Origin of the sequence: Psychrobacter sp. Sarcosine-3u-12 (assembly GCF_002836005.1) — a bacterium.
Lineage (GTDB): Bacteria > Pseudomonadota > Gammaproteobacteria > Pseudomonadales > Moraxellaceae > Psychrobacter > Psychrobacter okhotskensis.
Window position 1 is genome coordinate 21,962 of sequence record NZ_PJBY01000068.1, and the last position, 13,630, is coordinate 35,591.

At 45.3% G+C, this 13,630-nt stretch carries 10 protein-coding genes; 3 read left to right on the plus strand and 7 right to left on the minus strand.

Annotated elements, in window-relative coordinates; genetic code table 11:
• The first annotated feature begins 23 nt into the window (after positions 1 to 23).
• The gene (locus CXF65_RS01535; protein ID WP_101210802.1) at positions 24 to 443 is read left to right on the plus strand and encodes an outer membrane protein assembly factor BamE; all 420 of its coding nucleotides are present in this window, start codon (positions 24 to 26) and stop codon (positions 441 to 443) included.
• 85 nt (positions 444 to 528) lie between these two features.
• Here CXF65_RS01535 and CXF65_RS01540 read toward each other — a convergent pair whose 3' ends face one another.
• From CXF65_RS01540 to CXF65_RS01555, 4 genes are all read right to left on the minus strand, one after another.
• The gene (locus tag CXF65_RS01540; RefSeq protein WP_227502346.1) at positions 529 to 990 is read right to left on the minus strand and encodes an RnfH family protein; all 462 of its coding nucleotides are present in this window, start codon (positions 988 to 990) and stop codon (positions 529 to 531) included.
• Positions 909 to 2,051 (minus strand): hypothetical protein, encoded by a 1,143-nt coding sequence (locus CXF65_RS01545; RefSeq protein ID WP_025651707.1) that lies wholly within the window; start codon positions 2,049 to 2,051, stop codon positions 909 to 911. Before CXF65_RS01545 ends, CXF65_RS01540 begins: the two co-directional genes overlap by 82 nt.
• Positions 2,052 to 2,285: 234 nt before the next feature.
• Positions 2,286 to 2,954 (minus strand): c-type cytochrome, encoded by a 669-nt coding sequence (locus tag CXF65_RS01550; RefSeq protein WP_025651708.1) that lies wholly within the window; start codon positions 2,952 to 2,954, stop codon positions 2,286 to 2,288.
• A gap of 361 nt (positions 2,955 to 3,315) precedes the next feature.
• Positions 3,316 to 3,651 (minus strand): c-type cytochrome, encoded by a 336-nt coding sequence (locus CXF65_RS01555; protein ID WP_101210784.1) that lies wholly within the window; start codon positions 3,649 to 3,651, stop codon positions 3,316 to 3,318.
• Positions 3,652 to 4,043: 392 nt separating this feature from the next.
• On the opposite strand from CXF65_RS01555, the gene yihA reads away from it, so the two are divergent.
• Positions 4,044 to 4,817: a ribosome biogenesis GTP-binding protein YihA/YsxC gene (gene yihA, locus CXF65_RS01560; RefSeq protein ID WP_025651710.1), complete on the plus strand. Its 774-nt coding sequence runs from the start codon at positions 4,044 to 4,046 to the stop codon at positions 4,815 to 4,817.
• A gap of 104 nt (positions 4,818 to 4,921) precedes the next feature.
• On the opposite strand, the gene CXF65_RS01565 is transcribed toward yihA, so the two are convergent.
• Together CXF65_RS01565 and CXF65_RS01570 are read right to left on the minus strand one after the other, a co-directional pair.
• Positions 4,922 to 5,608, minus strand: coding sequence for an HAD-IA family hydrolase (locus tag CXF65_RS01565; RefSeq protein WP_101210786.1), 687 nt, complete (start codon positions 5,606 to 5,608; stop codon positions 4,922 to 4,924).
• Positions 5,609 to 5,755: 147 nt separating this feature from the next.
• Positions 5,756 to 6,766, minus strand: a complete 1,011-nt coding sequence (locus tag CXF65_RS01570) for an RluA family pseudouridine synthase (RefSeq protein WP_101210787.1) — start codon at positions 6,764 to 6,766, stop codon at positions 5,756 to 5,758.
• A gap of 1,242 nt (positions 6,767 to 8,008) precedes the next feature.
• On the opposite strand from CXF65_RS01570, the gene CXF65_RS01575 reads away from it, so the two are divergent.
• Positions 8,009 to 12,361: an Rne/Rng family ribonuclease gene (locus CXF65_RS01575; protein WP_101210788.1), complete on the plus strand. Its 4,353-nt coding sequence runs from the start codon at positions 8,009 to 8,011 to the stop codon at positions 12,359 to 12,361.
• Between the two features lie 225 nt (positions 12,362 to 12,586).
• Here the strand turns inward: CXF65_RS01575 and CXF65_RS01580 are convergent, their stop codons facing one another.
• Positions 12,587 to 13,516, minus strand: coding sequence for a DUF808 domain-containing protein (locus tag CXF65_RS01580; RefSeq protein ID WP_101210789.1), 930 nt, complete (start codon positions 13,514 to 13,516; stop codon positions 12,587 to 12,589).
• Between the last annotated feature and the right edge of the window lie 114 nt (positions 13,517 to 13,630).

The window sequence follows — 13,630 nt, forward strand, 5'->3', positions numbered from 1 at the left end:
TGACCGCACCTAATCCATTTTTTATGAGTCATCTTACCATGATAAAGACATTAAATTTTCGTCCGTTAAGCCGCGCAAGCGCATTACGCAAGATTGTCCTGACCGGTATGCTTAGTGCCTCGGTTGTGATGTCTGGCTGCTCATTACTGAGTGTGTATAAGATTGATTTGCCACAAGGGACTGCGATTACCCAAGGGCAAGCACAAAAACTGCAAGTGGGCATGAACCAAAACCAAGTCCTTTATATTTTGGGCAGCCCAGCGATTAAAGATACGCTAGAGCCTAAACGTTGGGACTATATTTACGATTATAAAGCGGGCACAGAAGGTAAACGTAAAGGCATCGCTAATGTCAAAAACGCTAGCCAACATTTAGTGGTGTATTTTGATGATAACGGCTTGGTCAGTCGCATCGAAGGTATCGAAACCCTGCCTGCCCAATAATTCTGATGTAAATTTAGGCTTATTGGTTGTTAGTCTCAAAATGGCAGACTTGATAACGCTTAAGCTTAACGGTTCGGCTAAATGATTAACCTCGAGACTTACTTTTGCGCTGAGACATAGGATCAGCGCTTAAGCTGCGATAGACTTCTATCCGGTCAAACGGCTGCAATTGATAGTTTAGCGGCTGCTTTTGGGCGTAGATACCTACATGCCAACGCTTAGCCGCTGGTGCTGTCACATGTTCCGCTTCCTCACACCACGTTGCCAATGCTGGAAATTGCATCAACCAGCCTGCTTGCGCGAGTGCCTCATACAAAGTAGTGCCCTCAGCGACTGACAACGTCAGATAATGTTGACGCTGCGCCTCTTCAGCATATGCCAGATATACTGTCATGAACGCGCTCCGCTTAGACTGGGCCACAGTATTACTGTTACGAGTATGGTTAAATTCAACCGCATCAGCCGTTAGCTCAACCACTGCATCACCCAGCCTATTAATGCCAATAGCAATGCCACTGGTACAATGAGACGTATCGCTACCCGCCATAGGTTATAGAACGCTTCATTGCCAAAGTTTAGAGACTTGCGTAAATGGCTTATCTTCATCTGCCAGCCGGCGAAAATCGACAACAACAATACCGTGATACTACTGATAATAACCAGTATACCTACTAGCCATGTAGTCGGTATAACGAGGACTAGTACCAGCGCTACCACAAAAGTTATCATCAAGCTAACCAACAGTCCAAACTTATGCGCCAACTGCTGTGCACTATAATGTAGCAAGTAGCTCGCCACAAACACCACCCCTAGCCAATAAATCAGTTGTCCGATCGGCGGTAGTGCCATGCCACTGATGAATAATGCTACAACGCCAACCAATAACTGTAATATCCATATAGGCAATACCAGCTTGGTCGCGCGATATTCTTGATTGGCACGAGTGCGTGCTGGCCTTTGCGCATTGATATTGTCTACCTCTACCGCTGTGACGACTTGCTTGGTTGATAAATGTTGACCGAACCAATACAGTCCTGTACCCGCCCCCACACTGACTAGCGCTAAAGCAACCGCGCGCGCCCATTCACTTAAGCTGATACCCGTCATCGCAAAGTCAATATTCGGCAAACCATTCGCCACCCCTAGCAGCAAGCCGACGAGCATTAATCCTAAGCCAATCGGTAAAGGCGTAACACCGAGTAAGCTTAATAAGACGGCGATGACCATCAATCCCGCAGCGATAGCAAAGCTTGGAATGTCAGGTGCACTATGAATATCGCTAAGCGCCGATACAATACCCGTGCTAGCGCCCGATATGACTAACGCGGCAATAATAATCGAAACTAGGGCTGCCAACCAACCAAAGCTTCGCCATAACGGACTGGCATCAGCCTCACGAGTGAGTTTCTGCATACCTGCCAACGGGGCATCGACACTACGATAAGCGAGCGCAATCTCAGCATATACCACTGGCAGTGAGACCAATAGCATTGCCAACAGCCAAAGTAACCAAAAGTCAATCTCACCAATGGACGCAGGCGCAAACCAGCGAAACAACAATAGTGGTAGCAACGCGGCGATAAAATAAGAAGCATAGCGGATCATCATAATCTAAATCCAAACGATCTAAAGTGAATAACGATAATTTATAACCCTCTGTACAATACACAGGTCTGTTTAATATAAGGGACTATCTAATATAAGGGACTAGCAGTTATAAAAAAACCCCGAAATCGGGGTTTAATAACTAAATAATGGCTGACACCTAAGCGACGGTTCCATAGCAAGGTACTATCTATGATACAGCCAATTTATAATATAGCCGACGCTAAGCAATATCACTTAGTGAACGGCGCTCACATAGTCGGCCAAAATACGGATATCGCGATCTGACAGCTTAGAAGCTACTGTCTGCATCATACCCTTTTCGCCTTCTTTCGCTGCATCGTTAGCACGCTTTTGATCATCGCTTGCGATATCATCTTCGCGGCCAGCGGCACGGAACAGTTTTAGCTGAGTCGCAATATATTGCGAGTGTTGTCCACCTAAACGTGGAAACGCCGCCCAAGTATTACCGGCCGCATCTGGACCATGACAACCTGCACAACCAATAATGCCACGAGATTTGTCACCACCTAAAAACAGCTTGGTCGCTTCTTGGTTAGTCGCTGGATTACCGAAGCCAACACCCCAAGGTGCTTGGCTTGCATAATAGCCTGCCACATTGGCCAAGTCTTGTTGCGACAAATTCGCCACTTGCGACTGCATAATACCGTTTTTGCGGTAGCCTGCTTTAAAATTGACCAACTGCTTATAGAGATACTTAACATTTTGGCCGCCTAAATTAGGCTGAGCAGGAACAACACTGACACCGTCAACACCATGACAAGCTGCACAGACTGTTTCTGCAATTTGCTTGCCGGCGTTAACGTCATATTCGGGAACAACAATAGCAGCTTGTACGCTGAAACTTGCAACGCATAAACTGGCAGCAGCGATTAACTTTTTCATTGATACAAATCCTACTAGCTCGGCGTAAGCATTATTTAGAGTGGTTGCATCGACGAGCCCATTGATATACGTCGCGCTACTATTTAGCGAGTTCAGCATATATCTTATGGACTTGTTACAAGCAGTCTGAAAGTACTTACTAACATCAGGGTTTATTTTGGATTATTATAGCAAGACTTTATAGTATTTGCCTACTTAATCCCTAATTAATACCTACTCAGTCACAGTAGCCAATGGTTTTTCTATTGTTGCTACCACAGAAAACTGCCTGAAAAATAAAAAGCGCATGAGGGGTATGCCCCTAGCGCTTTATTATATCCGTCTAAAATTTTGGTCAGGCACCTGCTATTTATGCGTTTTGCTATTTACTCATATAGTCAATCAGCTTGCGATAGTCATCATTACTACAGTTATCACAGAGTCCGCCAGCTGGCATCTGTGTCATACCACTTTTGACTGAGTTGATCAGAGCTGGCATGCCTTTTTGTTGGATGAGCTGCTGCCACTTAGCACTGTCGCCTTTTTTGATAGCATTCAACGCGCCACTATCGTGACAAGCCGCACATGAGTTATTATAGGTCGTAGCAATATCAGCAGCACCGGCACTGGTTGTCATTGCCGTTGTCAGGATGAGCGCTGCGCCGCTACCTGCTAACAGACGGCAGGTTTTGGTAAAAAGTGTGGTGATTGAAGACATGGGACACCCCCTTATGTGTTTTTCAGACGTTTAATTTAATATTTGCTTAGTTAAATACGATCTTAAACGTTTTTCATTAAACATTGTAACAATATATGTCGACTTAATATACATGAATCGAGTTTGGCTTTCGTAACGCCTTTATTGTGCTGTAAAGAACTTTCGCTAAGCGCTACTACGCTTTAATGGTATGCTGTCGTTTATATGAGACTAATCGCCATCATTTCAATAAGTAAGACGGTTAATAGTATAGAATAGTCACTAATTTGAGACGATCATTGCTATCAGCCTTAGCCACTCGCGTTTTATTTATTCGATGCGCCGCTTGAACGATTAGCCAACCCCCAACTCTCACTACCGTATCCAATTTTTTGCAGATTAATGAGCCATTTATGAGTACCCCGTTTACAGATGTCGCCGCCGAACATGCGGTGTTTAATACCAAATCGCGCCAACGAATTCAGCAAACTGAGTTTATGACGTCAGCACCTACGTTTCGCCTTTGTCCGCCTGATGTCGGGTTAGAGGTTGCTTTTGCAGGACGCTCAAACGCGGGTAAGTCCTCGGCTATCAATGCATTGACCAACCAGCGGCAGTTGGCGCGCTCGTCCAAGACGCCTGGGCGTACGCAGATGATTAACTTTTTTAGTATTGGTGACAAGCACAGACGTCTGGTTGATTTACCAGGCTATGGTTATGCTGCCGTGCCGCTGGAGATGAAAAAAGAATGGCAGGTCGAATTGGAAGAATACCTGGTATCGCGCTCAAGCCTAGCAGGTTTGGTGTTGATGACAGATATTCGTCATCCGCTCAAATTCTTTGATGAGCAAATGCTATTTTGGGCCAAAGAAGGTGATCTACCTGTCCATATTTTGCTGACTAAAGCGGATAAATTGAAATATGGCGCTTCTAAAAACGCCTTACTCAATACCCGTAAAAGACTAAAAAAGTTAGGTCTTAAATGCACCATTCAACTGTTTTCTGCCTTAAGAAAAGAAGGGCTTGATGAATTGGCTGGGGTAATGGGCAATTGGTATGAGTACCAGCTTAGTGATGACAAAATCATTGAATCTTCTTTTAATCTGCTTGATGATGAGCCACTTACAGAAGAAGATATGTTCGAAGATAATGAGCAGCCTAACCATGAGTTGCCAACTGATAAGTAAATAGCAAAGTATTAGTAGTACTTCATAAAAGTTGATAAAAAAAAGGGTGTATCGTTAATAGCGATACACCCTTTTTTGCTGTCATGTATTTGTTCACATTGATTCTAGCCGCACAACAGTTTCGCTAATTCTTGCGGTGTCTCTACCTGATAAGTGGGTAACTGAGCAGCCAGTTCGGCGCTGGATGCGGTACCATAGTTGACAGCAATGCTAGTCATACCCAGCTTATTTGCCATTTGAATATCATAGATACTGTCACCGATGAATACCGCGCCTGATATTGGCTGCTGCGTATGATTCAAGATGTCGGTCAGCATTTGTGGATCAGGTTTTGAGCCTGACTCATCAGCACAGCGGGTAATGTCAAAATAATCATGACTTGCCGAAGCATCCAATACGCGATCCAGTCCGCGCCGCTTTTTGCCAGTAGCCACGGCAAGCTTACGACCCTGCTGTTGCAAAGTCTTTAGCATGGCCTCCGTAGGGGCAAAGAACGGTGTGCGATGGCTATTTGGAATATAGTAGTCAGCGTAGCTTTGCTGAATGGCCAGCTTTTGCGTGTCACTGGCCTGTGGATACAAAATCTCAATACCGTTCATCAGGCTAAGACCAATGATGTCTTTGACTGCTTGATCAGTCGTGTGAAAGCCATGCGCCTCTCCAGCTACATGCATAGACTCAACGATTAGACCAATTGAATCCATCAACGTACCGTCCCAATCAAAAATAACTAGCGTCTTATCAGCTAAGCCATGATCAGACTGTTCAGACTGTTCAGACTGTTCACTCATAAATTTGCCTTAGTAAATGGTGTGCATTTATTACAGATACTAAAACGTCACGCCGACTTATTAATACAAATCAATAAGTGAGCATGACGTTTAGGGTTAACACTTAATACTGGCTACACTTTAGCATGGAGCGCAAAACGGTTAAGTTTATTCAGGCAACTTGGTTTGCTCTGGTAGCCAATCAGCCATCTCATCTGGTAATGGTGCGGTAATAGTCTTATAACCCGGAATATCTAAGCGCCATGCATGCAAGCACAGACGATGCACGCCAGATTTGTCATGGACGTTGTACTTATCGTCACCTAGGATAGCGTGACCCAGATGAGCCAAATGCACCCGGATTTGATGGGTACGACCCGTTAGTGGCTTCGCTTCGATTAAGCTGACCGGCTGACCGGCAATCATAAAACGGCCATGCACGATAATATCTGTCTGGCTTTCTTTAGATTGAGGATCCTGCGCATCTACTTTCACGCGGCGCTCACCACTAGCCAGTGTATAGCGTAGCAATGGTGCATCGATACGTTGCTCATTCAGGGCAGGCTGACCCTTAGCAATGCATAGATAATGCTTTTGGATGGTTTTGTCGACGAGATGCTGCTGCAAAGTTTTCAGCGCTGAGCGCTTCTTAGAAATCATCAGCAGACCTGAGGTATCTTTATCGATGCGATGAATCAGCTCTAGGTATTTTTTACCCGTCACTTCACGCATGGCTTCGATAACGCCAAAATCAAGGCCGCTGCCACCATGTACGGCAATACCAGAAGGCTTATTGAGCACTAGCAGACCATCGTCTTCATAGACCACTCGCGCCAATAAGCTATTGGCAAATTCAGTGCTGATAATGGGTTTTTCACGGGTAGCCAGTACCACTGGCGCAATACGCACTACATCCTCACGCTGTACTCTATCGTGTGCTTTGCAGCGCTTATTGTTGACTCGAATCTCATCTGAGCGAATCATTTTATAAATATGCGACTTAGGCAGACCTTTTAGGCGGTTCAATAAAAAATTATCTAAGCGCTGGTCGTGCTGATGGCGAGTGACTTCAAGGTAATTGACCTTTTCAAAGTTACTAATCTCATCGTCGGCGCTTTGCGGGCGAGTTTTGCTATTGAAGATAGCAGGAGCTTCATGGGTAGTTGCGTCGTCAGTCATTTTGGAGTTTGTCATTTTTAGTTAGGTATTTACACAAAGATTTGTTATAGTTTAGCATGTTGAGCGCCAATTAAGCAGAGGTTGCGGCAATAATCGTTATTGTCTCAAACAACTTATCGCCATCTTTACTACTTGCTAGTAACGAGGCCTACATTGTACTTCAAGCTAATTTTGCACGCATCATCTAATTTTTAGGATGAAATGCCAATTAACATATGGCATAGCGTCCAGTAAACGGTATTTATACCAAAGACAATCGTCTTGGCCATGGTAGCAAGTGCGCCCATTTACCAAGCGATAGCAGTACACAACTACTCATTTAACGCACGACCACGACTTGATTTTTAATCATGCAAGCGCGCGCAGTTGAGCAAGTGACGGTAGTCCGATATTAAGAGTTTAGAGCTGCCTGAATATTGGCGGTCAAACAGATATAATAGATGTCATATAAAAGATATATACCCAATCGAGCGATTCGCCGATTACTATTCTGTTTGCCAAGTACGCCCCGCTGAGCAGCAGCGCAGTGGCACTCTTAAAGGTCAGACACCAAAATACATAGATGTTATAAGTTAAAATAATAGATAAAACAATTGATTTGATTTGAGCCAATATTGAGAGGTTCGTTGAATTTAACGGTTTAGCGAATAAACCGAACAGCGAATGAATTGTGACCATGTGGCAAGCGCTTCGATAGACTCTTACAAAGTATATTACATGCCCTTCACCACTTTAGATGTTCATCATCTTGGTAAAACTTACGATGGCAAGGTGTTAATCGCCAAGCCTCTAGGCCGATAAAAACGGTTGACAGTCGGTGTCGATATTTTAGCGGTAGTTTTCAGGCCCTTAAAGTGTGACAGTAGATAATATTACAGCCTTACACCCTGTATCAGTAACTACTTAAAACCCTCTGTTTGCTACGCTCAAACGCAGTCAATTCATTGTGAATTAATAGGCAATTTTTTTATATGTGCCACTTAATACGCTCTTTTATTTATTCAATTTTATCTGAGCAAGACGCTGCTCTCTCATCTGGTATTTTTAGCTAATCTTAATATTAGCGTCCCTTGCTACCACCGCTTCCTTGCTTTGGTTATTATTATATTGATCACTGTCCAATTGGCAGTCTGAATAAATCGTTAATGTGGCTTGTTATAAAAGCCACTTACCATAAAAGTTTTTTCATTCAGAGTTTTTCAATATATTAGTCGTTGTCCTGTGTATTCATAGGATAATAGTATGAAACGCATTCTGATTAACGCCACTCAAAACGAAGAAATTCGTGTCGCCTTATGTAAAGGCAACCATCTTTACGATTTCGATTTAGAAAACCGTACCCGCGAACAAAAAAAATCTAACATTTATAAAGGCCACGTCACCCGTGTCGAGCCGTCGCTTGAAGCCGTGTTTGTCGAATATGGCTCACAGCGTCAAGGCTTTTTGCCGATTCGTGAAATTTCTGCTGAATATCTAAGCGGCAATCCACGTGACGAAAATATCAAAAAACTCATCAAAGAAGGTGATGAGCTCATCGTCCAAGTCGAAAAAGAAGAGCGCGGTAATAAAGGCGCTGCCCTATCGACTTATGTGTCATTAGCCGGACGTTATCTGGTATTGATGCCAAATAACCCTCGTGGCGGCGGTATCTCGCGTCAAATCTCGGGCAAATTGCGCGAAGATATGAAACGCATGCTAGGCGGGCTTGACTTGCCAAAAGGCATGAGCGTCATTATTCGTACTGCTGGTATTGGTAAAACTCAAGAAGATTTGCAACACGATTTAAACCATCTGCTCAATATCTGGCAAGCCATCCAAGAGCAAAACCAAAAATATCCATCACCGCGCTTGGTACATCAAGAAGCGGGCGTTGTTACTCGTGCCGTGCGTGATTATCTACGCGATGACATTGCTGAGATTTGGATCGATAACGAAAACGCTTATATAGAAGCGGCAGGCTTCATCGATGCGGTCATGCCAAAACAAGCTGAAAAACTGCGTAAATATACCGATTATGAGCCGATGTTTTCGCGCTTTAATATCGAAAAACAAATCGAAACTGCCTATCAGCGTGAAGTGCGCCTGCCATCAGGCGGCTCAATCGTTATCGATCAAACTGAAGCCTTGGTCTCTATCGATATCAACTCAGCCAAGTCGACCAAAGGCTCAGATGTCGCTGAGACGGCTTATCATACCAACTTAGAAGCCGCAGACGAGATTGCTCGTCAATTGCGTCTGCGTGATATGGGCGGCTTAATTGTCATTGACTTCATTGACATGAATGACAATAAGCACCAAAAAGAAGTGGAAAAACGTCTGATTGATGCCACCAAATATGACCGCGCGCGCGTGCAATTTGGGGATATCTCTAAGTTTGGTCTGATGGAGATGAGCCGTCAGCGTCTGCGTCCGTCATTAGAAGAGTCGACGGGTTATATCTGCCCGCGCTGTCATGGCAACGGTATGATTCGTGACTTGCGCTCGCTGTCACTATCGATTATGCGTCAGATTGAACAAATTGCGCTAAAAGAGCGTCAAGGTGAAGTGCAAGCCGAAGTACCGACTGATATCGCAGCTTTCTTATTAAATGAAAAGCGCGATGCCTTAGTTTATCTTGAGCAAGACAGTGGTACGCGTATCACCATCTTGCCGCACGCGCATTTAGAGTCACCAAACTTTAAGCTACACTTTAACCGTGATGGCTTTGCGCCTTCAAGCTACGAGCGTATTACGGATACTGCCCAAGAACATAGTGATCTTGGCTACGAGGTTGACTGGCAAACTGCTGAGAAAGAGCGTCCCGAGCAGCAGCCGACCCGCCAGCCACGTCAAGTAGCAGACAATAGCGCCACAAGCCAAGCAGCTAACCGCGCACCTACTACTGCCCCAAGCGCAACTGAGCAACAGCAGACTAGCACCGTCAGTCATAGCAATGAGCGTCGTAATAATACGAATACGAACGCCAATAACGCTGTGTCAGCACGTGCACCACAAGACAATAAAGCGAGCGTTGCCGCGCCTGTAACCACTCAAGCTGCTAGTGTTGCAACGACTGTGCAGCCGCAAGCTGTGGCATGGTTGTCGAATCTATTTGCACAAGCCCCGCAGGCGCAAACAACCAATAGTGTCAGTAGTCGTGATGCCGCAGAAGCCATCGAAGCCCTCGTAAACAATGGTGGGCAAAGTTTAGGCTCTTTCGGACAAGTTGATAACAGTGCGTTGACTGGCAATGCCCAGAGCACATCGCAAACGACTCAACCAGAGAGCAGCCAAAAAAGCGATAACCAAGCGTCGAATACCAACGCTAACCGTCAGCAAGCACGTCGCAACACGGACAGTGATAATGACAGTGACGACAACAATGCTGAGGATAGAAGAAGACGTAAGCCGCGCAAATCAAGATCTTCTAAGCCGCATCAAAGAAAAGAGCAGCGTGACGAGACGAGCAATGATGATGCAGCCAACAATAATGCCGATAGCAGCGCTGCAACCAATACTGATGACAAGTCAGCTGATAGTAGCCAAGACAAACGTCAGCAGGACAATAGCAATAGACGCTCTAGCGATCGTAATCGCAATAATCGTCAAGATAGCAACCGTAATAGTAATAACAACGGGCGTAACGACAGCAATCGCGATGATACTGAGCAAAAAGACAGTAACGAGGCAGCGGCAGCAGACGAGCAGACTCGCACTAAACGTAAGTCGAACGCTCAGCGTGCCTCACGCGGCAAGCTTGAGCGCGGCGATACACTAACAGCTGACAATGTTAAGCAAAACGCTCAGCAAACGGCTACCAGCGCTAGCAAGAACCAATCAAGCACACGCCGAAACCAAGACCCTAACGAAGTAGTGCTACAGGTCAATGAAGCAACCAATGAGCTTAAGACACCAGAAGTGGTGCACTTATCCTTAGATGACAGCAAGTCTACACAGACAACTCGTCAGTCAGCTGAAGAACAAAGCTCCGCGCGCGATACGACGAAAGACGAAGCAGCGAAAGAGCGTACAGACAATAGTCATACTCAGCAGAACGCTGCTAAAGAAAGTGTCCACCAGCAAAATAGCGCGGTGAAAAATACTGACAAGCATGGTACGAATGAGCACGGTACCAGTCAGCACGTTACCAGTCAGAAAAGTGCTCAGGTGAAAAGCGCTGAAGAAAAAATCACTGCAGAAAAAAGCGCTGATATAAAAAGTAACGCTAAACAGGATAATGAGTCTGTTAGTGAGACGCAAAAAGGCAATACCCAAGCCAATACTGGCAAAAGCAATGATGCAGAAGTGAGCACTACGGCAGATCCGGTGCAACAGGCTGCACCTACAGACGACCGTAAAGTCAATGACAAAACAGCATCGGTAGATGAGCAAACAGCGTCTAAAAACAGTGTTGACAGTCAAGCGGATAGTCAGAAGCCAGTCACTACTGAGGCAGCTAGCGTAGCAGCAGCACCAAGCGCACAAAAAACTGACGACGGCAATGCAACTACGCCCGCGACGGATACTAGCAACCCTAGTAACTCAGCGCTTGAGCTGACGCATGACGCATTGTTTGCCAAACGCTACGTGACAGCTAAGAAGTTCGGGCAAGCGAGCAATGACCCACGTGTCGTTCGTAGTCAGCAAGCGCAATCTGCTGAGCAGCCGCAAGCAACTGAGCAAGTAGTAACAAGCGCACCAAGCATTCGTGGTACAGTTGGTGACTTTGTTCGTAAGGCATTAACCGATGCAGAAAGTCGTTTAAAAAATGACGGCGTCATCAGCTGCTTTATTGCTGCTATCGAAGCACATACACAGCAAGCCCAACCGGCTGGTGATGGCGCTAGCGTTGAAGGCGATTCAAGCGCGAGCAAAGGCGGCGACAATGACTTTGCCACTCGTCACTTTGACTTTAGCAACTACGGCTATCAACCTTTATCCGCAGATTACCTTGCCCGCTTTGAAGCGATGACGCAAGCGGTCAGTCAGTTTGCGGCAGCGCAAGGCAAAACAGCCGTTGAGCCACGTGCTATTGGCAAACGTGCCAGCAACGATCCACGCGGTCAACATCCTGATTATCAGGAACCAGCGGTACTCACTATTGCTGATGAGCAAGCAGCGCAGCCAACCATGACCGCTAGCGAGCCAGTCACTGACTCTAAGCAAGCTGGTAACGACGTTGATGCGCACAAAGTCGAAGCTACTGCTTTGACCAGTGAAGCACAGACAGACAATATCACTGCTGAGAGCGAACAACTGCTAAAAGCAGAACAAGCGCTAGAAGAGGCAAATGCCAGCAGCAATGACAATGATAATGGCATTGACAATAAAACTGCTGATGTCAAAGATGTTGAGGCTGAGCAAGCAGAAACTGAGCAGCCTATAGTGGAGCAACTGACTAAAGAAGAAAGTCAGGCAGCTAAGTCAAAAACCACGATTGCCAGTTATAAAAACATGATTGAGAATGTGGCGGAGCAACTATTGCCACAAACAGGTATGTTTAATTTAACCACGCCAAAAGTACCAAAGGCGCGCAGCCGTAAGCCAAAGACTGACCATAAAAAGCCAACGCAAGCTGAAAAGCTAGAGTCTGGTGAGTCAGACAGCGAAAGCTAATTGTAGAGCCCAAAAGCAAAAGCCCCAAAGTTGTCAGCAACTTTGGGGCTTTTTTATTCTATAGGATTCTTTAAGTCTTAAAAGTGATCGCTTATATCCATTATATTTAATGTATAGGCAAGGAATTTTAGAATCGCTACAAGGCGACCGACCGCAGATAGTACACTGAGTACATCTAGGGCGTGTAACACTGTAGCGATTTAAAAGTGCTCTGACTATAGCGCTTTAATGCGCAGAAGAAGCGTCTTTATCCTTACCGCGTATTTTGCCAATCATCGTCATAATGCCAACCATGATCACACCTACTACCAAGCCGACCAAACCATTTAACAGCATCGTCGTCGCACTTTCAAATATGCCAGTCAGATGCGCCAAGTCTTCGACTTCATGATGCAAAAAGTCGATACCGTGTACCAGAATACCACCACCGACTAAGAACATCGCCAATGTCCCAGCGATAGTTAAAAACTTCATCAGCTTGGGTGCCGCCGATACCAAAAATTCACCGACTTTTTGTGTGACACTGCCTGATTTTTTCATCAGATAAAGACCCGCATCATCCATTCTGACGATACCAGCAACCAAGCCATATACCCCAACCGTGATTGCTATCGCAATAATGGAGAGTACCAAGCTTTTTTCTAGCAAGCTTGCCCCTGCAGCTGAGCCTAAGGCAATGACGATAATCTCAGCAGACAAAATAAAATCTGTCCGAATAGCGCCTTTGATTTTTTCTTTTTCAAAAGCAACAAGATCGATGGTTTCATCCGCATTGGCTTGCCGACGGGCATTTTGCTCCTCGTCGTGTGGTAAGACGTGAGGCCAAAACTTATGAATGACCTTTTCAGCGCCTTCATAGGCTAAGAATAGCCCGCCACACATCAGCAAAAACGTCACCAAGGGTGGATAAATGGTACTGATTAATAACGCGGCCGGTACTAAAATGAGCTTATTGATGAATGAACCTTTAGCGACGGCCCAAACCACTGGTAACTCGCGATTGGCTTTGACCCCTGTTACCTGCTCCGCATTCAGGGCTAAGTCATCACCTAGCACCCCTGCGGTTTTTTTGGCGGCCACCTTGGTCATGACCGAAACGTCATCGAGTATTACACTGATATCATCAAGTAGGGTTAATAAACTGGCACCTGCCATACGCACTCCTTAGTATAAATTCGCTTAGATTAGTAAATGTTTCAAAATGACAGTACTTCAAAATAAATGTTGCAACATAATAGTGATGTCATCATAAAAAGTGATTATAAGCAG